Consider the following 21,515-nt stretch of genomic DNA (forward strand, 5'->3'; position numbering starts at 1 on the left):
GCCTCGGCATCGCCACCCGCGCGCCATCGGGACTGCCGCGCCTCCTCGTGGTCGCTGCAGCCTTGGTCGATCTTGATGGCCGGGTGCTGCTGGCGCAGCGACCGGCGGGCAAGTCGCTGGCCGGGCTGTGGGAATTCCCCGGCGGCAAAGTCAAGGACGGCGAGACGCCGGAGGCGGCACTGGTGCGCGAACTGAAGGAAGAGATCGGCATCGACATCACCGAGAGCTGCCTCGCCCCCTTCACCTTCGCCAGTCACACCTACCCGACGTTTCACTTACTCATGCCACTCTATCTCTGCCGCGTCTGGCGCGGCACCCCGACCCCCTCNGAAGGCCAGCCGCTGAAGTGGGTCCGCCCGCTCGACATGCGCCACTACCCCATGCCNCCCGCCGACATTCCGCTCGTCGCGATGCTGCGAGATTGGCTGTGAGCAATCCAAGAACGTTAAGAAGGCAAATTAGTCATGCGCCGACTAACGCGCAGTGCTATTGCTCCTACCTAATCGTTCAGCAATTGGCTTTATGCGATTAATAAGTTTAGTTCTTAAATCATCCGCGCTATCATTCCAATAAAGTACAGGAACATCAAAAATATCAAACGGAATATTTGTTTTATCTTTGCATGTTGTTATAATATCCTTGGCAATGCCCCTAGCATAGCCAAGCTCATAAAACACATTTGGCTTCGGCTCTGTTATATCTGCTATGACAAAAGCAGATCTNNTTATTCCATCATAGATCTCTGGAACAATATTGCTAAATGATCTATCTTCTATACGGTCAATTCGATATGCATTTAACTTAAATTGTTTTGCGGCATCAACAAAAGACTTATATATCTCATTGTATTCAATACTTTTTGCAAACGACATTATTATAAATACGGTACTTGGAGATATAATTCTTTCCGCAAGAGAAACTATATCGGCCGCATAACTCGCAGCAACGTCCTCGTTAAATTCCTCAAAATACTGATTTAGTACTTCATAATCATTACGAGACACCCTGTCACAATACGCGTTGTTAAAACTATCAAGTTCTTGATGGTAGATCTCCTGAGCCGCTAAACCAAAACCTGCAATTGGCAACAACGGTTTATTCGCTAGGCGAGCCCAGTTAGCGGCAACATGGGTTCCTTCCCATCCACCAAGTAAAATTAGCACATCGCTCTGACCAACAGGCTCAGGTATTCTTAGTTTTCGACCTATCCTGTCCCAGCTTTCGGCTGCAGATCCTCTAATCGTACCGATAGAATGAGATGGGGACGATCCAGGGCAAGTGTAAGTTACCACACACTCGTTCGGATTCCGTTTAATACTGCGAGCTTTTGTTGCTGCGGATTCCGCGACAATCCTGTCTAGATGCGTTAGAGCACCCGTATATAATGTATGTCCTTGCCCGACAATTTCTGATCCCAGAGCTGCCGCCAGTAGTCTTGTACGCGAGGCACACTTCGCTTCGTTATCCGATGTAGTTTTAGCGCTTCTTCCCAAAGCAGCGGCTTGCTCCGCCTGCACTGCCTCTATGCGTTCGTTGAATCCTCCGCCGACCATAATTTTAGCCATTTTTAAAGTATCCCTCCCCGTAGATATTCCTGTTAATGTTACACAAAATAGTCATGATATGGAATAGCCTGCGTAGCCTGGGTAATTTTGTAAGGCGGGTTTGAAGCGAAGCGCAACCCGCCGCACGCGGTAGATGCACCGGTGCTACGGGAGTCAATCGCCGACGATCCAGGTCGCTCACCGTCACAATGCGCGGCATAGCGAACGCAGACAAGAGCGACCTCCGAACGGTAGCGAATGGGATTTCGCTTTCTGTCGATGAGTGCCAACCGGTGACGTTAGGCGAACATGCGCCGGCGGCGCGGTTGGGGACGACGAGTTGGGGTTGACCACACCGTGATGGCTGGCGTATGTTCGCTGTTTGTTCTTGTGCGGAAGCAGCAAGAAAGGCGCCAGCAAACCGGAACAGGACGACAAATGACGACACTTTCAAGTCACTCTTGAACTGTGCCGATGAATTTCAAATGGTTAGGCAATTTAACCCGCCGATCAACGGCATCCGAACCACTGAAAACGGCATCGCCCCCACCATGGGCGAGAGCCAAGCCGCAGCAGGAACGTGGTCTCCGGAAAAGAACTAACCAAGCGAGAAAGTTTCATGCTATCAGGGCGTAGAAAGAACTAAACTGACGTTTCCATAAGAAAAGAAGCCGTGGTTTACACGTATCTGGGATTTCTAGCCTGCACGAACGCTCCACGATGAGCGCGAGACGCCGGAAGGTTCAGGGCGCGATCAGCGGGCTCGCCGTCGGGGTGTTAATCCTCCGGCTGCTGCTGGCGGCGATACCGATGCCCTCGCCGGCTGCGGCATCCGAGCTGACGCTGATTCCCATCTGCACCGCTGCCGGCCTGAAGTGGATTCACTTCGATTCCAAGGGACCGATAAAGCCGGCGCAGACGGCGGCGATCGACTGTCCGCTGTGCGTCGCAGCACATGGCTTCTCATTGCTGGTGACGGTTGTCGCCTTGCCCTTGCCCTCACAGGCGATCGGCACCGTCGCCCCTGCGTTCCATCGCGACGCGCCGGTGCTGCGTATTGCCGCGCGGCCACCGCCGTGTCGCGCTCCTCCTCTCCTGTCAGATAGCGAAACCGAGCCCCGAAGCCTCTGACGGTTTGCGCCGTCACATTCGCTCCTGACAGGAAAGTCATGTCCGATGTCATCCCCGTTTCATCGCCGCGCCGTCTGCGCGGCGCTCAACGTTGCCGTGCTTACCCTTTTCGAGCTCCCCGCCGTTGCCCAGCAGCCGGCCGAGGCCGATCCCGAAACGGCCGTTGCCGCTGACAGCGATGCAGTCGCGGTCTCCCTACCCTCGATCGAGGTGGAATCGCCGGAGCAGACGCCGCTGATCACCGCACCATTGACCAGCACGACGCTCACCGCGCCGCAGATGAGCGAATGGCGGACGAAGTCCAGCGATACGGCGCAGATGATGTGGTCGATCCCGGGTGGCAGCGCCTATCAGACCGGCGGTGTTTCCGGATTGCCGGTGCTCAACGGTCTCGCCGACGACCGGGTTAACACCCTGGTCAACGGGATGCCGATCGCGTCGGCGTGTTCCAACCACATGAACCCGCCGCTGTCCTATCTCACGCCGACAAGCGTCGGCGACTTCACCGCCATCGCCGGGATCACCCCGGTGAGCAAAGGCGGCGACAGCATCGCCGGCACGGTGATCGTCAATTCGTCGCCACCGCTGTTCGCCGATCCCGGCGAGACCTATCGCTTCACCGGCGAGACGCAGGGCTATTACCGCAGCAACAACGACAATTATACCGCCGCGGTCGACACCACCGTCGCCAACGACGCCTACAGCATGAACTACAACGGTTCATTCAACACCGCTGGCAACTACAGCGGCGGCGGCAACAACGGCACGCTGCACTCGACCGAATTCCGCGCCTATAACCAACAGCTCACCGGCGCCGTCCGCGGTGACAACGATCTGGCGACATTCCAGTTCGGCCAGCAATACATCCCCTACCAGGGGTTCCCCAACCAATACATGGACATGACCGAGAACCGCTCGTACCTCGGCAATGCCGCCTACGAACGTACCTTCGACTGGGGTCAACTAAACGGCCGCGCCTACGTCCAGTCCATCGATCACACGATGAACTTCCTCGACGACAAGGGCGGCAACGAAACCGGCGGCATGCCGATGGATACCAACGCCTGGAACTCCGGCTACCGGCTCGCGGCGAAAATCCCGCTCAATGAGCGCGATACGCTCAACGTCGGCAGCGAGTACTACTACAACTTTCTCAACGACCGCTGGCCGGCCGTCTCCGGCAGCATGATGATGAGCCCGAACGAGTACGTCAGCATCAATGACGGGACGCGCAACCGGCTTGGCACCTTCGCCGAGTGGGAGGCGCAGTGGGCGCCGCAGTGGAGCACGCTCCTCGGCGTCCGCAACGACACGGTTTGGATGAACACCGGCGACGTGCAGGCGTACAGCTCGATGCCGTCGATGATGAACCCGGATGCCGCGGCGGCGGCGGCGTTCAATGCCCGCGGCCACGCCCGCACCGATGTCAATTTCGACTGGACGGCGCTTGGCCGCTTCACCGCCGACGAGAACCAGACCTACGAACTCGGCTACGCGCGCAAGACCCGCTCGCCCAACTTCTATGAGCGCTACGCCTGGGGCACCGGCTCCATGTCGAGCCGGATGATCGGCTGGTTCGGCGACGGCAACGGCTACGTCGGCGATATCGGCCTGAAGCCGGAAGTGGCCCACACGGTCAGTGCTACTGCCGACTGGCATGGCGGCGGCGAAGCACCGTGGCAGGTCAAGGTCACGCCCTATTACTCGTACGTCGAGAACTACATCGGCGTCGACAAGATCAAGGATTTCACCAATTCGGCCGGCGAACCGACCGGCTTCGTCCAGCTGCAGTTTGCCAATCACAATGCCCAGTTCTACGGCGTCGATTTGGGCACCAGTACCGAGATTTGGGAAAGCGGCGATGTTGGTCGGTTCACCTTCAGCGGCACGCTCGGCTGGGTGCGGGGGAGNGACCTGACCACCAACACCAACGCCTATCAGCAGATGCCGCTGAACTCACGACTGACGCTCTCTCACGATCTGGGGGCCTGGGCGTCAGCGATCGAAGTCGTCGTCGCCGCCGAGAAGTCGAAGGTGGACAACACCCGCAACGAGTTGCGCACCGACGAGTATGCCCTGCTCAACCTGCGGACCAGCTACGGCATCGGTCCGGCGCGCATCTACTTCGCCATCGATAACATCTTCGACAATGGCTATGACCTGCCACTGGGCGGCATCGCCGTCAGTGAGCTCGACTTCAACGGCGGCCAGCGCGAGCAGGTCTGGGGCACGGGCCGAACGTTCATCGCCGGGCTATCGCTGCAGTGGTGACGGCAGCGACCATACCGCCCCAGGGTACGCCGACGGGTAAGCCAACGGCCGCTCCGTTGGTGGAGTTCGTCTCCGCGGCCGGCGATTATCGCCGGCCGTCCGCTGCCCTGCGCCGCTCGTCGCTAACCGGCGCCGTCATCGCCTCCGCCATCTTGCACGCCGGCATCTGCGGCCTCACCTTGAGCGCCGCGCTGCCAACCTCCGGGAGCGAGCCGGAGGCAGCGTTGACGATCGAACTGATAATGGACGCACCGACGGACGCGGTTGCCGGTGAAGCGGCGGCAAGCGGATCGGCAGCTCCCGGGCCTTCGCCGGACGTGGCGGCGACCGAAAGCAGCGGTGCCGTCGCCGTATCGTCGGCAGCCGACGATACGATAGCCGCACCGCAGCCGTCGCCGCAGGCGAGACCGCCGACGCTGGTGAAGGCCGCCGCTGCACCACAACGGCAGGTGAAGCCGCTGAAGCCACGCGCCGCCGCCACTCCGCTGCGCAAGGACGCCAAGCCAGCAGCGTCCGTACCTGACGGGACCGCTGCCGCAACCAACGCCGGCGAAGCGGCTTCGGCTGTCGATGATCCGGCCGGATCGGTCGATGCAGCCGGGCCACCGACATCCTCAGGACGCGCTGGGGTCGCAATGGCGGGCGCAGTGACCGGGCGCGAAGAGCTCTTGGCGGCGTATGGCCGCACCGTCCGGGCGCAGATCGTCGCCCACAAGCCGAGAGGCGTCAGGCTTCCGGGCCGCGCCGAGATATCCTTCACCGTCACTGGTGATGGCACGCTTCTCGGCGCGCGCATCGCTGGGTCAAGCGGCAACACCGAGTTGGACCGCCTTGCATTGCTCGCCGTTCAGGCGGCAGCCCCGTTGCCACCGCCGCCGGCGGCGCTCGGGACGCAGCCGCTAACCTTCACCCTCCCCTTCACGTTTCGCTGAAGCCACATAAGCGAGAGCCGGCACGCCATTCTGACGGCAAGCCTCTGTGCCTCGACACGCAGACCAAAGCATGGATAAAGCGAAGCCTAAACCGGGATTAAACCGCACCGCCATTCTCTGTCGCACGGCCAATGATGGTTGCACTCGGTAGTGTCTTAGCTTGACCCCTGAGCTTCAACGGTTGGAGCCGCACTATCCCATGTGTGGACGGCTCTCCGTTGGCAAGGATTTTCGTGCGAGATCTGCGGCGTTGGTCGGTGCGACCATGTGTTCGGCCTTGTGATGCGGCGCGTACATGGCCGCAGGCCCTGATGCCTTCTTCGCGGGGACGAGTCCCAACCAAGAGCCCGCACTCGAAAGACGTGCGCTGGGATAAATGGGTTTTCCCGCCCCGACGGTGTCGACCGTTGTCCGCATCACCTGCCTGATTGCCCTTGCCAATCTCCTTGTCCTGCTCGGTGGATCGCGTCTTTACTTCCAAGATCAGGCCGTGGCCGCCTTCGGCTCGCGGTAGGATTCACCCGAGGTCATGATCGCCCAGGCCATCCGCGCCGTTTTGTTGGCAAGGGCCACCGCCGCGACCCGGGTGGCCCGCCGGCCCATCAGCCCGATCAGCCAGGCCCGCTTGCTGCCGTATCGCTGGGCTTGGCGGATGACGGCCAGCGCGCCGACAACCAGCAACTGCCGCAGATAGCGGTTGCCCTGCTTGCTGATGCTCCCCAATCGCTCCTTGCCGCCGCTCGAGTTCTGCTTCGGAACGAGGCCGATCCAGGCGGCGAGGTTGCGGCCGGACTTGAACGTGGCCGGATCGGCAATGCTGGCGACCAGGGCACTGGCGAGCAGCGGACCGACGCCGGGGATTGCCATCAGCCGGCGGGCGACCTCGCTGGTGCGGATCGTTTCACGGATGGCACGGTCGTTCTCTTGGATCTGCACACTCAGAAGCTGCAGCTGTTCGGCCAGCATTGCGAGGCAACAGCGCATGGCCGCCGGCAGCCGTGCGTCGGTCTCGTCGGCGATGATCGCGAGCAGGCTCGCCAGCCCCTTGCGGCCGACCGGCGCCACGATGCCCAGTTCGGCCAGGTGCGCCCGGATCGCGTTGCCGACCTGGGTGCGCTGGCGGGTCAGCATCAGCCGGACGCGATGCAGCATCATCACGCTCTGCTGCTCGACCGTCTTCGGTGTGACGAAGCGCATGGTTGGCCGCCCGACCGCCTCGCAGATCGCTTCGGCGTCGGCGGCGTCGTTCTTCTGCCGCTTGACGTAGGGTTTGACGTAGGCCGGCGGCATCAGCCGGACTTCATGGCCAAGGGTGAGGAGTTCACGCGCCCAGTGGTGCGCCGTGGCGCACGCCTCGATGCCGACGCGGCATGCCGGCTGTTTGCGGAAAAATGGCAAGACGCGGGCGCGGGTCAGGCGCTGGCGGAGGACGACCTGTCCATCGGCGTCGACGCCATGGACCTGAAATACGGACTTGGCGATATCAAGACCAATCGTCGTAACCTGTCCCACGGGCGGCTCTCCTTTTCAGCGTGGTTACCTCAGCAATAACCACTCTATGGCACTCCGATGCCGGGTGGAGAGCCGTCCACAGCATCAGGTGCGTCGCGATTCAGCCGTTTTCTTGCTGTCGTCTGCTATCCGTCTCAAAGCGAGCGGCGGTGGTACGGATGAAATCCGGGGACGCCGGCCCGCCGCGGCGGAAGGATAGCCGGGTGTTTGAGGTTCGTTCCGGCGGACGCTCCGCTTGCTGCAGAGGGTGTCCCGTAATTCATTCGCGCTACCGCTTGCTGTCGTCGAACAGCAATGCCTTCAACTGGCCCGGTCCCAGCGCAAGGTTTAAGTACTTAACTGCAAAGTACGGGATCAGGGCGACGAAGAGGATCACCGCGACACAGAGTAGCCCGACCACGCCCCCGCCGCCGATGACCGGAATGCTGGCCCGAACCGATTCGTCATGGATGAGGCCGATCACCAAGTCCTCGATAACATGAAAAGCGATAAACAACACGGCGAACAGAAAGGCATCATGCAGGATCGGATAGATCAGCGGCCGTCTGTTCAGCCACCGGCTGAAGTTGAGACTCTCGGCCACCAGCATGACCTTCGCAAGCACCAGCGCATTGACCAATGCAAAGCCCTGCGCAGTGAAGTTAATGCCCTGTTCTCGCAGGACGATCCGTTCATGCAACGCAAACAGGCCGAACAACACCCAAAGATAGAGGAACAGCACGACGAAGCGCTTGAATTCTTCAATGGCCCGCTCTTTCAGGCGGGCGGCGCGGGCACGCTCGTGTCCGCCGCATTGCGGAGCCGGCTCGGCTACTTCCGATTTCATGGACAGCATCCCTTCAGGCAGAGTTTCGATCATTTGCCGAGCGGTCGGCCAACTGCTCGGCGAGGTACGGAATGGCCATGGTACAGGCTTGCACCCGCTGCACCACAACAGCTTGAAGACCCGTCCTGCAGCGCGTTGTGAATGTGACGTCGCGTTCCCGACACGTACGTGGCTGGCTTTGGAGCAGCATCCTAGGAATCGACGTAAGAGCTTGTTTTTGCATTGCGTTCACAATGGCTTTTCAGCGGCCGCTGGGCTATGCAACTGACTGGTGCTCGTATCGATTTCGCGGAGACGAGAGAGCGCTAGAGCAGACCGCTATGGTTTCGCTCGATATCAGGAGGGAGGGAACGCATGCCTATTTCACGTCGTGACGCACTGATCGGCAGCCTCGCGCTGCTGGCTGGCGCGGCCGGTCCGGCGCGCGCCGCCTGGGACAAGCCGATCGTCGAGGGCATCGAAGGCCTCGAAGATTTCTGGCCGGCCGTCGAGGCCTACATCTACGGATATCCGCTGGTGACGATGGAGATGACCCGGCGGGTGATGACCAACGTCGCCACTCCNGGGGCGACGCGCGGCCCGATGGGGCAAATCGTGAAGATGCGCAGCTACCCCGACGCATCGTTCCGCGACGTGACCGCCCCGAACGCCGACACCCTCTACACGATCGCCTGGATCGATGTCGGCAAGGAGCCGTGGGTGTTCAGTTTCCCCGACATGAAGGATCGCTACTTCCTGTTTCCGATGCTCGACGGCTGGACCAACGTCTTCCAGGTGCCCGGATCCCGCACCACCGGCACCGGCACACAGACCTATGCGATCACCGGCCCCGGCTGGAGCGGCACGCTGCCGGCGAACGTCACGCAATACAAATCGCCGACCAACCTCGTCTGGATCCTCGGCCGCATCTACTGCACCGGGACGCCCGAGGACTACGCCGCCGTGCATGCGCTGCAGGATGCTTGCAGCCTCAGTCCGCTCAGCGCTTACGGCAAGCCCTACACACCGCCGGCGGGAACCGTCGATCCGCAGATCGACATGAAGACGGCGGTGCGCGAGCAGGTCAACCGCATGGACGCGGTCGCCTTCTTCACGCTGCTCGCCGAACTCCTGAAGACCAATCCGCCGGCTGCCGAGGACAAGCCGATGGTCGACAAGCTTGCACGGCTCGGAATCGTTCCGGGACAGGATTTCGACCGAAGCAAGTTCAACGTCGACTTCGCCACCCGCGTTCCGCAGGTCGGCTTCGACCGGATCATGCTGCACTTCCGCTTCAGCGATGGCGATATGATGGACGCGAACGGCTGGGCTTACACGCTGAAGACCGGCCTTTATGGCACCGACTACCTTCAGCGCGCGCTCATCACCGCGATCGGCCTCGGCGCCAACCGTCCGCAAGACGCGGTCTACCCGATCTCGCGGTCCGACGCCGACGGCAACACCTATGATGGAAAGAACAAATACGTCCTTCGTTTCCCGAAGGGCGCACAGCCGCCGGCGAAGGGATTCTGGTCGATCACGATGTACGACGAGAACTACTTCTTCGTGGCGAACCCGATCAATCGCTATTCGATCAGCCCGCGCCAAGCGCTGAAGCAAAATGCCGACGGGTCCGTCGACATTCTCCTGCAGAAGGATGCGCCCGCCGCCGACATGACGTCCAACTGGCTGCCGGCGCCGTCCGGCAAGTTCATTCTGATGATGCGGCTCTACTGGCCGAGCCCGGACAAGCCGTCCATCCTCGACGGAAGTTGGACGATACCTCCCGTGCGTGTGCAGCAGGGCTGACGCGGACCGGCCGCGGCGCCGAGGCGCACCGGTTCGGCGAGAGGGTGATCCATGCGACTGTCCAGCAGGAGCCCGTTTAGCCTCGGTCGCCTCGGTCTCCGGCATCCGAGAAGCGGAACCGATCGCAAGTGTCCGCCCGAAACCGGACCAGGCACGGCTGCCGGATGAGCGGTCCGGCAGCACGCCAAAGGGTCCGGTTTGAGTTTCACTGGTGCCGTAAAACGCGTCCGCTCTCCAGCACCCGCATTCCTTGACCGCATCATAGCCGGCGCTATATTCTCTATTTGTTCTTAAGGCTGGGCGATAAGGAAAGGATGAGGCGACCGTAAAATGACGACAAATGACGACACTTTTGGGCGGTTTTTGGCCTTTTTTCCCGCAAATTTCAATGGGTTGGCTAATTTAATTTGCCGCTGAACGGCATTGGTCCGGCGCTGAAACGGCTTGCGTCGGCAACAATCTTCCGGTTGGCTGCCGGTATTCGAGGCGTGAAAGATCGTTCCGACTGTCAAAGAGAACTGACGATAGCCTCGCGAAGATTGATCGAGGCGCTGTCTCTTGATTTCGAATCAGACTTCGCACTGGCATTAAAGATAATTGAAAGTGTTTGGCCAGAACCATGCAAATACCCACCAATCACTGCTTCTCAAATCAAAATATCTAAATAAATTGGCTTTTGATTATACCACCATAGAATTGAATTTTGTTTCGATCCAAACGCTCCTCTTTTCAATATTGAAAGGCAACCATAAACAATATTGCCATTAAGCTGAAGATCATGCACAACCACATGTCTTCAGTTACCGGCTTCTTGGCCAGGCGGCTCAGCCCCGGCCGCGATAGCTCGGCACGCTCTGGTCGGGGAGCCACAGTCCATCCGGCGGCGGCGCTGACTGCCAGAAGACATCGATGGGGATGCCGCCGCGGGGATACCAGTAGCCGCCGATCCTAAGCCAGTGCGGCGTCGTCGCGACGATGATCCGTTTCGCCACCGCCAGTGTGCAGTCCTCGTGAAAGCCGGCATGGGTGCGGAAGCTGGCGAGGTAAAGTTTCAGCGACTTGCTCTCCACCAGCCGCGCCGCCGGCGCATAGTCGATGACCAGATGGGCGAAGTCCGGCTGGCCGGTCACCGGGCAAAGGGTCGTGAACTCGGGGCAGCTGAAGCGGACAAGATAGAGCGCGTCCGGATGCGGGTTGGCCACCGTCTCCAGCACCGCCGCCGCCGGCGATGCCGGTAGCGCGCTCGGCTGTCCAAGTTGCGTCAGTCCCCTCTCGCTCGCCTCCGTCGCCACCGCTGCCTCTCCGCGCCTGGTTTGCTATCCCGCCCGCAGCCTCGCCTTCAACGCATCGACTCGTCAAGGCGCTCCCGGAACGGGAGGGCAAAATCGGCTGCGCCGGCGCCACCACCCTCAATTGTAGTATCGCAACGTCACAGACAGCTCTGGTTGTAGGGCATAGCATTCCATGCTGATGGGATCAGACAGCTCGACGCTCGCATAGAAGGAGGATTTTGTCCGATGCGCGGGATATTGTTGCTGGCGCGAAAATGCCTTTGTTTCCGTTTCGCTGCGGCGTTGTTTGTCGCCGGACTGTGTATCGGCCTGGCGCCGCCGCCGGCGTTGGCCGCCAATCCGATCCAGACCGAAAACGCCCTGCCGGGCGACTGGGAGTGGTACCTTGATGGCCCGCTCGCCACCAACGGCGAGATCGAAGGCTATACCAACTTGCCGAGCTATAACCTCGGCCAGACGATAAGCTTCTACATCAGCAGCATATCGCCAAAGTACAAGATCACCATCTACCGGATCGGCTGGTACGACGGAGTCGGTGGCCGGCGGGTCACCAACACCCTCACCCGCACTGGCGGCGTCAAACAGACGATACCGGCGCCGAATGCGACCACCGGTCTCGTCGATGCCGGCTGGAAAGTGAGCTACACGCTGAAAGTGCCGACCACCTGGATCAGTGGCTTCTATCTCGCCAAGCTGGAAGCGGTCACCGGCGGCTACCAGCGCTATATCCCCTTCGTCGTCCGCAATGATTCCTACGCCTCCACCTATCTGTTCGAGAGCCCAGTGAACACTTGGCAGGCCTACAACGGCTGGGGAGGCAAGTCGCTGTACAGCTACAACAGCACCAATGGCATCCCGGCGAGCAAGGTATCCTTCAACCGGCCTTACGAAGGCGACGGCTCCGGCGCCCTGTTCGCCTGGGAAATCAACATGGCGCATTTCCTTGAACGGGAAGGCTACGACGTCACCTACGCCACCAATTACGAACTCGACAACACCCCCAGCCTGCTGCTCAATCACAAGGCATTTCTCTCCGTCGGCCACGACGAATACTGGACCTGGAACCTGCGGGCCAACGTCGAGGCAGCGCGCGCCAAGGGCATCCATCTCGGCTTCTTCGGCTCCAACGACTGTTACTGGCAGATCCGTTACGAGGCCAGCCCGGTCAACGGCGCGGCGCGGCGGACGATCGTCGCCTACAAGTACGACGCGTTGAGCAAGGACCCCTACGCCCTCGATGCCAACACCAGCAACGACAAGTACATCACCACCACTTGGCGTGATGCGCCGGTCAACCGGCCGGAAGACGCGTTGATCGGCGTGATGTACCATGGTGATCCGGTGGACGGTGATATCGTCGTCTCCAATGCATCGCATTGGATCTACGCTAACACCGGGCTGAAAAATGGCGATCTGCTCAAAGGCTTGCTCGGCTACGAAACCGACGCCAGCTTCGGCAACGCCCCCGTCGGCACGCAGGTGATTGCCCATTCGCCCGATCCCTTCGGCTACGCGGACATGAGCCTCTACACCTGGAGCGCCAGCGGGGCGATCGTCTTTGCTGCCGGCTCCCTTCAGTTCACCTGGGGTCTCGACGACTGGTGGGAAGGCCTGGAGAATCCGGCGGTGCAAACAATGACCCGCAACCTACTCGCTCGCTTCGCCGGTTCCGCCAATTAGACACCACACGCCACAAGTGTTGCAGCTTACCCGCCGCGTCCACTGCCGCGACGGGTAAGCCAGAGGGCGGGGATGCCCATGCCCGCGACCACCGCGGTAACAACAAAAGCTGTCCCCCACGACGCTGGCGTACTGTTACCTTTGCTCAGATCGAGCACCCAGCCGAAGATTAGCGGACCGATACCGGCACAGCTGAATCCAAACAACGCGTGCAGCGCCAGCGTTGCCCCCTGGTGGCCGGCCCGTGCCACTGCGACAACGCCCGCGGTCAGCGAAGCCGAATCCAGCTGCACCAAGGCGGTATAGAGCAGCGCCAACAACGCCACCCAGCTATACGGCAGGTGCACCAGGAAGCCGATCACCGCCGCCGCCAGCGCCGAGGCGGCCATCGTCCAGCCGATCGCCCGGGCGCGGCCGAAGTGCAGCGCCAACTCGTTACCAGAGATGCTCGCCGCCATCGCCACCAGCCCGCTGAGGGTTGCAACCGTGGTGGGAACCAGGGCGAGTTGGACCTCGCCAGTGGCAGCACCGGCAGCGGCACTGACGGTCAGAAACGCCACCAGCCACGACCGGAGGGTAAACAGCTCCCAGCAGTGGGCACCGTAGGCAAGAATGAAGCCCAGCGCCGCCCGATTGCGCACGACCGGGCGAAGGGCGAGAACGGAGCCGCGCTGCTCGCGGCGAGCGTCGGCACCGCCATTCACTTGGGCGTTCGGTGTGGCCACCGGAAGGGCGAAGACGATGGCGAATGCGACCACCGCGGCCATGGCGGCGCCGCCGAAAGCCCAGCGCCATCCGAACGCCGACGCCAGCGCGCCGGTGGCAAAGAAGGAGACGGCCGTCCCGAGACTGAAGGAAGCGGTGTAAAACGAGATCACCCGCGACGGCTTCTCACCGCGATAGCGGTCAACGAGGATGCGCAGCCCCGGCATGTAGGTTGCAGCAAGCGCCGTCCCCGCCAGGGCACGGAAGACCATCGCCGTCCAAAATCCATCAGCGTAGACCGCGAAGCCAACCGACGAGACAGCGGCAACAAGCGTGCCGCCAAGGTAAGTGCGCCGTGCATCCTGCCGGTCGGTGCTGGAAATCAGCAGTGGCGCCACCAGCGCATAGGAGGCGAAGTATACGCCGGCGATCCAGCCGGCCTCGGTCTTACTCAACGACCAATCAACGATGAACTGCGGCAGCAGGGCCGGAAAGGCGAACACGCCCAGCATGGTCAGCACTTGGCTCGCGCACAGACTAGCGACGAGGCGACGATCCTTTGCTGCGTGTCGCTTCCGCGGAGTCTGCCGCTCATCGCCAAGCCGCATTCGATTCTACTCACTCTCGTCTTTGCCGCAACCGATCCCAGTCGCCAGCCATCCCCATCAGGTCCGGCCGGCGGCGGCGCGCCAGCGCATATGCCCGGCGCATTATGCATCGCGAACACACCTGCCGCATGCCCCTGAGGGGGTCCCCCGGCTTTTCTCCCAAGATTGCCCGCCCCCGCTGTGTATCGGTTAAGGCAGCGACGCGAAGGTCGTCGCTTGTCAGACACGATAGTCCGCCCCGACTGCGTAGACGTCGCCCTATTCCCACGCGTCTGCCCTTGGCATCTTGTCCGCGCCATCAATCACGATCGGTGGCAGCGTAAATATTGTGGACAGATGACGGCCAGGATCCCAGCTGTGGTGGTCGTTCGCGAATCGCCTGCACAATCTCCACCGGCTGTGCTTGGTCGCGAAGCCATCAGCACTGGCCCCGTCCCGCCGGCACCGGCGGCAGATTCGCGGCAAATCCTGGTTGTTACGCCCCGTTCTTAATCCCAATTGACAACGCTTAAAGAGTGCGCTGTGACACCGCTCCCGACCTCGGGCATGATGGCCCCGATTCGCTGATGAGGTTTATGACAACGCATGCCAAGCGCAGACGCTTTGCCCGAACCCGCCGCTCCCGTGAGCAACACCTCCGCGCGGACCGCCCTTTCGGCGTTCCATCTCCGCGGCGGCGCGTTCACGCTTCTGGTGCTGCGGCTGTCCGATCCCAAGGACCCGTCGATGTTCCAGTTCCTCGCCGACAAGGTGGCGCAGGCACCGAACTTCTTTCGTCATGCGCCGCTGGTGATTGATCTGCAGGATCTGGCCGACGCGCCGCCGTTTAACATCGCCGAGTTGGGGCGCCGGCTGCGTCAGCATCAACTCGTTCTGGTCGGCGTCCAGAACGGTACCGATGACCAGACCAAGGCGGCGCTCAACGCCGGTTTGTGCCTATTTCCCGCCGGCAGNGAAGGCGTCGCTGGCGGTTGCGGCAGAAACGACGGCACCGCTCGCTCCGCCCCCACCACCGGCTGCCGTGCCGCGGCAAACGCCCGCCGCCACCGCCCCAAGCGTCGCNNCCCGCCAGTGCCGGTGGTCGAGACTGTGGTCAGCGGTCAGGCCGATGGCGCGGCCAGTGCTCCCGCGAGCGGTAAGTCGACGCTGATGATTCGCAATCCGGTCCGCTCCGGTCAGCGGGTCTATGCCCAGGGCGGCGATCTGGTGGTGGTAACCTCGATCAGCCCGGGTGCCGAGTTGCTTGCCGACGGCCACATCCACGTCTATGGCGCATTGCGCGGACGCGCGCTGGCTGGCGTCTCCGGCAATCCGGAAGCACGGATATTTTGCCATAGTCTGGAGGCGGAATTGATCTCGATCGCCGGCTATTGGCGGGTACGCGAAGACATGCCCGAGGGACTCATCGGCAAGCCGGTACAAATCGCTCTCGAAGGCGGNCGGCTGACCATCGAGCCGTTGCCGTGACCAAGCGGCGGCACGAAGCAGGAAGGCATCTTGGTTGCAAGGTTGGAGGAAGCGTTGGCTAAAGTTGTCGTCATGACATCCGGGAAAGGCGGCGTGGGGAAGACGACCTCTGCCGCCGCATTCGGCGCCGGGCTCGCACAACGGGGCTACAAAACCGTCGTCATCGATTTCGACGTCGGATTGCGAAACCTCGATCTGATCATGGGCTGCGAGCGCCGTGTCGTCTTCGATTTCATCAACGTGATCAACGGTGATGCCAAAATCAGCCAAGCGCTGATCAAGGACAAGCGGATCGACAATCTGTTCATCCTGCCCACCAGTCAGACCCGCGACAAGGATGCGCTCAGCCGCGACGGCGTCGAACGGGTCTTGAACAACCTGAAGGAGAGCTTCGACTATATCATCTGCGACAGCCCAGCCGGCATCGAGCGCGGTGCGCTGATGGCGCTCTATTTCGCCGACGAGGCAGTCATTATCACCAACCCGGAGGTATCCAGCGTTCGCGACTCCGATCGCATCCTGGGCGTCCTGCAAAGCCGCTCGCGGCGGGCGGAGAATGGCGAGGAGCCGGTCAAGGAACACCTGCTCATCACCCGCTATGACCCGAAGCGCGTTGAACGCGGCGATATGCTTAAGGTCGAGGACGTACTCGAAATCCTGGCGATCCCCCTCCTCGGCATCATTCCGGAAAGTGAATCAGTGTTGGCAGCATCGAACCTGGGGCAACCGGTGATCCTCGATGCCACGTCCAAAGCCGGCCTTGCTTATGCAGACGTCGTTGGCCGCTACCTCGGCGAGCAGATCGAGCATCGCTTCATGACCGTGGAACGGCGGGGATTGATCCAGCGTCTGCTGTGGAGGACTGCATGAACATTCTGTCGTTCTTTCGCACCAGACCGCAGCCAGCGACAGCCACGCAGGCGAAGGAACGCCTGCAGATTTTGCTTGCGCATGAGCGCGCCGACCTTTCCGGCCCCGACTACCTGCCACGGCTGAAAACCGAGCTGCTGCAGGTGATTGCCAAGTACGTTGCCGTCGACAATGAGAAGATCGCCGTCAGTCTGGCCAATTCGGGCAACGTCTCTGTGCTCGAAGTCAACATCGAACTGCCGAAGGGCGTTGCCGCCGCCAATGTTGCTTCATGATGCCGGCCTGAGCCTGGCCAGTCGGCCGCGGCGATAATTCGGCCGCGGCGATAATGTGGGCCGCTAAGCGGTGCGTGCGGCAAAGGAATGCAGGCCTGCTTGCGGCGCAGCCATCCCAGCGATTGGTCCGTGCTTGGCCAGAGTTCGCCGGCAACCCAGACTCTGCCGGCAACGATGACGGGCTACCGCTGGAACCAGCCTTGTGGAATGGTGGTACGAGTTCCCCCCCGTCCAGCGTCAGGGAGGCCCGTCCGTCGATGCCATTCNCTCTTGCGGTTGTCGGCTGCCATCGACCGCCTGAACGAGCGCGTGGGATCTGCCGTGCGCTGGCTGATTCTGCTGGCAGTTGTCATCAGTGCCGGCAATGCGCTCGTTCGCTACCTGTTCAGCACCAGTTCCAATGCCTGGCTGGAGCTGCAGTGGTACCTGTTCGCGGCGGTCTTTCTCCTCTGCGCCGGTTATACGCTGCTGCGCAACGAGCATGTGCGCATTGACGTCATCTTCGATCACCTTTCGCATGGCACCCGCGCCTGGATCGATATCGTCGGAACGCTGCTATTTCTCTTTCCCTACGCGCTGCTAATCATCTGGTTCGCTTGGCCGCTGTTCGTCGAGTCCTTCGCCCGCGGCGAACTGTCCGCCGACGCCGGCGGGCTGATCCGCTGGCCGGTGAAGCTCTTGATCCCCACAGGCTTCCTCCTCCTGTTGCTGCAGGGCATCTCCGAATTGATCAAGCGGATCGCCTTCCTGCAGGGACGGCTCGATGATCCGTACGCCCATCCAGGCGATCACGGCGGCAAGAGCCTTGTTCTCGACCCGTTTCGGGACAACGGGACCGCGCGATGATCGACGTCATTGCGCCCAACATGGCGCCGCTGATGTTCCTGGCGCTGATTGTCTTCTTGCTGCTGGGCTATCCGGTGGCGTTCTCCCTGGCGGCGCTCGGCCTCGTCTTCGGCGCGCTCGGAATCGAACTGGGGTTGCTGCGCGCGGAGCTGCTGCAGGCTCTGCCGGAACGCATCTTCGGCATCATGCGCAACGACGCGCTGCTGGCGATTCCATTCTTTACCTTCATGGGGCTGATCCTCGAACGCAGCGGCATGGCCGAGGACCTACTCGATACCATCGGCCAATTGTTCGGGCCGATCCGCGGCGGCCTCGCCTATGCGGTGATTTTCGTCGGCGCGCTGCTGGCGGCGACCACCGGCGTCGTCGCCGCGTCGGTGATCTCCATGGGCCTGATCTCACTGCCGATTATGCTGCGTTATGGCTACGACCGGCGCATTGCCGCCGGCGTCATCGCCGCTTCGGGCACGCTGGCACAGATCATCCCGCCCAGTCTGGTGCTGATCATCATGGCCGATCAACTGGGCAAGCCCATCGGCGACATGTACCAGGGCGCCTTCATCCCCGGCCTCGGATTGGCCCTGCTCTACGCCAGCTGGATCGTCGTCGTTTCCCTGGTCCGGCCCGACCTGGTACCGGCACTGCCACCGCAGGCGCGATCGCTGCAGGGTCTGAAGCTGGCGCGCAGAGCGGTGGTGTCGCTCATCCCGCCCTTGTTTTTGATCTTCCTCGTCCTCGGCACGATCTTCCTTGGCGTCGCCACNCCCACCGAGGGCGGGGCGATGGGTGCCGCCGGCGCCCTGCTCCTGGCGCTCGCCAACCGGCGGCTCAACCTGGACCTGCTGCAGCAGGCGATGGACAAGACGGCAAGACTTTCCGCCTTCGTGCTGTTCATCCTCATCGGCTCCACCGTCTTCGGTCTCGTCTTTCGCGCCGTCGATGGCGACCTGTGGGTCGAGCAGATGTTGCTCAGCCTGCCGGGCGGTCAGATCGGCTTTCTGGTCGTCGTCAACTTGATGGTCTTCGTCCTCGCCTTCTTCCTCGATTTCTTCGAGCTCGCCTTCATCGTTGTGCCACTGCTGGCACCGGTGGCGGCGAAGCTGGGGATTGATCTGATCTGGTTCGGCGTGTTGCTGGGCGTCAACATGCAGACCTCGTTCATGCATCCGCCCTTTGGCTTCGCCTTGTTCTTCCTGCGCAGCGTGGCACCCAGCAAGGATTACGTCGATCGCGTTACCGGGCAATCGATCAAGGGCATCTCCACCATGCAGATCTATTGCGGGGCGATCCCCTTCGTCCTGATCCAGCTGATCATGGTGGCCTTGGTCATTGCTTTTCCGGCCATGGTCATGCCCTCGGCGCACGCCCCCGCCAACGCGCCAACCAGGATTCAGATTCAGGTGCCGACCTTCGAAGACGAAGACCCACCGCCGATGCCGAGCTTCCGCTAGCAGGGAACGCTCCGCCTTTTCCTCCGCAACCACGGTCGGCGGAAATTACTCCTTGAATAACCTCGAAGCCGGCGCCATCCAGCCGGTCATGAATCGTCGTGAAGCGACCGTTCAACTGCGGGATCGCGAACTGATCGACAACCGGGTGCATGACTTGGGATGCTGCATGACCGCCGCGGCTTGATGAAGGTCTCCTGGCCAAGAGTGCAGACGCCGGCAATGTCTGCCGGGCCCTGACGCTACAACCCCGTTGGCGAAGCGCGGAGAATGTCGATGAAAGTTTTGATCGTGCATGCCCACCCGGAACCACACTCGTTCACCGCGGCAATGCGGGATGCGGCGGTCGAGGTGCTGCAGGCAGAGGGGCATGCCGTGCGGGTGTCCGATCTCTACGCCAAGGGGTTCGATCCGGTGGCCAAGGCAGCTGACTTTCCGTCGCGGCAGAACCCCGATTACCTGGTCTATGCGCTTGAGCAGCGGCACGCCTGGGACAGCGGTACGCTGCCGGACGATATCCGCAATGAACTGGACCTGGTGCTGTGGGCCGACCTCCTGATCCTCAGCTTTCCCATGTATTGGTTTTCGGTGCCGGCGATGCTGAAAGGATGGATCGACCGGGTGCTGCTGTCCGGCCCCACCTACGGCGGCAAACGTTTCTACGATCGCGGCGGCCTCGTCGGGAAGAAGGGATTGCTCGCCTTCACCCTCGGCGCTCGGCCACACATGTTCGGCGAGCGCGCCATTCACGGCCCGCTCGACGACATGCTCCGGCCACTGCTGCGCGGCACCCTCTACTACGTCGGCATGGAGGTGCTNGCCCCCTTTGCCGCCTATCATGTTCCCTACCTCAACGATGCAGCACGCGGCAGCATCCTCGACGCCTACCGCGCTTATCTGCGACAGCTTGAGGCGCTACAGCCGCTCCGTTTTCCCCGCCTTGAGGACTTCGACGACAGGCTCTACCCCCGCGACTAAGCCGCCGGCACCGGTCGCCGGGGGATGATCAGGTTCATGGTGAAAATCTGCACCGGCTCGCCGTTCTGGTTGCGCGTTTCGCTGCGCATCGTGGCGGTACCGCGCTCGGGTCGCGATCGCGACGGCGTGATCGACAGAACTTCCGTATCCACCGTCAGCACGTCCCCGGGCCGGGTCGGCCGCGGCCAGGCGAGTTCGCCGCTGGCGCCGATCACACCGCCGGCAATGGGCAGGCCGCCGTCAACGATCAGGCGCATGGTCAGCGCCGCTGTGTGCCAGCCGCTGGCGGACAGTCCGCCGAAGAGCGTGCCACGGGCGGCGGCATCGTCGAGGTGAAACGGCTGCGGATCGTATGCCGCCGCGAAGGCCTTGATCCCGGCCGCATCGATCGTGACTGAGCCACTGCGGAACCGCTGACCGACCCAAAGGTCGTCGAGATAGAAGCCGCCGGTCTCCGCGTGACTGCCGGACGCCGCAGGCGTCGTCACCCCATCCGGATTTGCACCCACCTGTTCCTTAGCTTCGAACATCGTCCTGCCTCCCAAATTTCCTGCTCGCCGATCCGGCCTGGCTGCGTACCCGGTTTAACCGCGGCTCGATCGCCGGCCGATTGCTACCATATTGTAACTTCAAAAATTAAAGTCAATGCTGGTCCACGGGATTGACTTTGCCGGCTGGCAGCGAGTCAAATGGCCGCGAGCCAAGTGGCCGCGAGAATGCCTGCAGGTAAGGCGGCGAGCGGTATGATGGACGCGGCTTCCCGTTCGCAACTGCAGGCTCGAAAGGAACAGGACCATGGGCTGGGACGAGATCGCCAACAGCGTCTGCCCGATCGCGCGCTCACTCGCTGTGCTGGGCGATCGGTGGACGATGTTGCTTATTCGCGAGTTCTTCCTCGGCACGCGCCGTTTCGATGCGCTGCAGGCTCAGACCGGGATGTCATCGCATCTGCTTGCGTCACGATTGAAACGGCTTGAGCGGGCCGGCATCGTCGAACGACGACAATATCAGGCGCGCCCGCCGCGCTACGAATACCGGCTGACACCAAAAGGCCTGGACCTGCATGGGGTCGTGCTGGCGTTGCGGGCATGGGGCATGCGCTGGTCTGGCCTCGATCCGGCCGACGAACCCGCTGTTGCGCTCATTCACAAGACCTGCGGCAGCGCGATCAGCGATCTGAGCTTTCATCACGATTGCGGTCAGGTCCTGCTGCCGCAGGACATCCTGACAACCTTCGGCGATGCCTTTAGCGCCGAACGGATAGCGCGAAGCACGCACACGGCGAAAGATGCGGCGGATGCGCCGTAAGCCTGTCGTGCCCGCACCATTGCTGATCACGCCC

General features: G+C 61.8%; 19 protein-coding genes. 14 read left to right on the forward strand and 5 right to left on the reverse strand.

Annotation, left to right across the window (positions count from 1 at the left end; genetic code table 11):
- Positions 1-8: 8 nt before the first annotated feature.
- The 4 genes from mutT to HQ394_RS02165 all read left to right on the forward strand — a co-directional run bounded on the left by mutT (position 9) and on the right by HQ394_RS02165 (position 5,878).
- Positions 9-431, forward strand: a complete 423-nt coding sequence (gene mutT / locus HQ394_RS02145) for an 8-oxo-dGTP diphosphatase MutT (protein ID WP_223292009.1) — start codon at positions 9-11, stop codon at positions 429-431.
- A 1,833-nt stretch (positions 432-2,264) separates the two neighbouring features.
- Entirely contained in the window at positions 2,265-2,675 is a 411-nt protein-coding gene (locus HQ394_RS02155) for a DUF2946 family protein (RefSeq protein WP_190261824.1), read from the forward strand.
- A gap of 45 nt (positions 2,676-2,720) precedes the next feature.
- On the forward strand, positions 2,721-4,946 hold the full coding sequence (locus tag HQ394_RS02160; protein ID WP_190261825.1) for a TonB-dependent receptor: 2,226 nt from the start codon (positions 2,721-2,723) through the stop codon (positions 4,944-4,946).
- A 59-nt stretch (positions 4,947-5,005) separates the two neighbouring features.
- Positions 5,006-5,878, forward strand: coding sequence for an energy transducer TonB family protein (locus tag HQ394_RS02165; protein WP_223291788.1), 873 nt, complete (start codon positions 5,006-5,008; stop codon positions 5,876-5,878).
- 483 nt (positions 5,879-6,361) lie between these two features.
- Here the strand turns inward: HQ394_RS02165 and HQ394_RS02170 are convergent, their stop codons facing one another.
- Both HQ394_RS02170 and HQ394_RS02175 read right to left on the reverse strand, forming a co-directional pair.
- Positions 6,362-7,390, reverse strand: coding sequence for an IS110 family RNA-guided transposase (locus HQ394_RS02170; protein ID WP_190261523.1), 1,029 nt, complete (start codon positions 7,388-7,390; stop codon positions 6,362-6,364).
- Between the two features lie 268 nt (positions 7,391-7,658).
- On the reverse strand, positions 7,659-8,249 hold the full coding sequence (locus HQ394_RS02175) for a hypothetical protein (protein WP_190261827.1): 591 nt from the start codon (positions 8,247-8,249) through the stop codon (positions 7,659-7,661).
- Positions 8,250-8,798: 549 nt separating this feature from the next.
- Here HQ394_RS02175 and HQ394_RS02180 point away from each other — a divergent pair.
- On the forward strand, positions 8,799-10,004 hold the full coding sequence (locus HQ394_RS02180; protein WP_456151522.1) for a DUF1254 domain-containing protein: 1,206 nt from the start codon (positions 8,799-8,801) through the stop codon (positions 10,002-10,004).
- A gap of 824 nt (positions 10,005-10,828) precedes the next feature.
- Here HQ394_RS02180 and queF read toward each other — a convergent pair.
- Positions 10,829-11,296 carry a preQ(1) synthase gene (gene queF / locus HQ394_RS02185; RefSeq protein WP_190261829.1) on the reverse strand — a complete coding sequence of 156 codons (468 nt, stop codon included), beginning with the start codon at positions 11,294-11,296 and terminating at the stop codon, positions 10,829-10,831.
- 225 nt (positions 11,297-11,521) lie between these two features.
- Here queF and HQ394_RS02190 point away from each other — a divergent pair, with 225 nt between their 5' ends.
- Entirely contained in the window at positions 11,522-12,976 is a 1,455-nt protein-coding gene (locus HQ394_RS02190) for a N,N-dimethylformamidase beta subunit family domain-containing protein (protein ID WP_190261830.1), read from the forward strand.
- Between the two features lie 26 nt (positions 12,977-13,002).
- On the opposite strand, the gene HQ394_RS02195 is transcribed toward HQ394_RS02190, so the two are convergent.
- On the reverse strand, positions 13,003-14,289 hold the full coding sequence (locus HQ394_RS02195; RefSeq protein WP_190261831.1) for an MFS transporter: 1,287 nt from the start codon (positions 14,287-14,289) through the stop codon (positions 13,003-13,005).
- A gap of 585 nt (positions 14,290-14,874) precedes the next feature.
- On the opposite strand from HQ394_RS02195, the gene minC reads away from it, so the two are divergent.
- The 7 genes from minC to HQ394_RS02225 all read left to right on the forward strand — a co-directional run bounded on the left by minC (position 14,875) and on the right by HQ394_RS02225 (position 20,173).
- The gene (gene minC / locus HQ394_RS02200; RefSeq protein WP_190261832.1) at positions 14,875-15,756 is read left to right on the forward strand and encodes a septum site-determining protein MinC; all 882 of its coding nucleotides are present in this window, start codon (positions 14,875-14,877) and stop codon (positions 15,754-15,756) included.
- Positions 15,757-15,810: 54 nt separating this feature from the next.
- Positions 15,811-16,626 (forward strand): septum site-determining protein MinD, encoded by an 816-nt coding sequence (gene minD, locus HQ394_RS02205; RefSeq protein ID WP_190261833.1) that lies wholly within the window; start codon positions 15,811-15,813, stop codon positions 16,624-16,626.
- Complete coding sequence (gene minE / locus HQ394_RS02210) at positions 16,623-16,901, forward strand: cell division topological specificity factor MinE (RefSeq protein ID WP_190261834.1); 279 nt, start codon at positions 16,623-16,625, stop codon at positions 16,899-16,901. Before minD ends, minE begins: the two co-directional genes overlap by 4 nt.
- A 321-nt stretch (positions 16,902-17,222) precedes the next feature.
- Entirely contained in the window at positions 17,223-17,747 is a 525-nt protein-coding gene (locus HQ394_RS02215) for a TRAP transporter small permease subunit (RefSeq protein ID WP_223291790.1), read from the forward strand.
- Positions 17,744-19,198, forward strand: a complete 1,455-nt coding sequence (locus HQ394_RS02220) for a TRAP transporter large permease (RefSeq protein ID WP_190261835.1) — start codon at positions 17,744-17,746, stop codon at positions 19,196-19,198. The genes HQ394_RS02215 and HQ394_RS02220 overlap by 4 nt, the downstream gene beginning before the upstream one ends.
- A gap of 52 nt (positions 19,199-19,250) precedes the next feature.
- On the forward strand, positions 19,251-19,382 hold the full coding sequence (locus tag HQ394_RS20360; RefSeq protein ID WP_263053761.1) for a hypothetical protein: 132 nt from the start codon (positions 19,251-19,253) through the stop codon (positions 19,380-19,382).
- 89 nt (positions 19,383-19,471) lie between these two features.
- Positions 19,472-20,173 carry an NAD(P)H-dependent oxidoreductase gene (locus tag HQ394_RS02225; protein WP_190261836.1) on the forward strand — a complete coding sequence of 234 codons (702 nt, stop codon included), beginning with the start codon at positions 19,472-19,474 and terminating at the stop codon, positions 20,171-20,173.
- Here the strand turns inward: HQ394_RS02225 and HQ394_RS02230 are convergent.
- Positions 20,170-20,703 carry a MaoC family dehydratase gene (locus HQ394_RS02230; RefSeq protein ID WP_190261837.1) on the reverse strand — a complete coding sequence of 178 codons (534 nt, stop codon included), beginning with the start codon at positions 20,701-20,703 and terminating at the stop codon, positions 20,170-20,172. The genes HQ394_RS02225 and HQ394_RS02230 overlap by 4 nt on opposite strands.
- A gap of 265 nt (positions 20,704-20,968) precedes the next feature.
- Between HQ394_RS02230 and HQ394_RS02235 the strand changes: the two genes are divergently transcribed.
- Positions 20,969-21,481 carry a winged helix-turn-helix transcriptional regulator gene (locus tag HQ394_RS02235; protein WP_190261838.1) on the forward strand — a complete coding sequence of 171 codons (513 nt, stop codon included), beginning with the start codon at positions 20,969-20,971 and terminating at the stop codon, positions 21,479-21,481.
- Positions 21,482-21,515 lie beyond the last annotated feature (34 nt).

The organism is Defluviicoccus vanus (assembly GCF_014672695.1).
GTDB classification, from domain to species: domain Bacteria; phylum Pseudomonadota; class Alphaproteobacteria; order Rhodospirillales; family Defluviicoccaceae; genus Defluviicoccus; species Defluviicoccus vanus.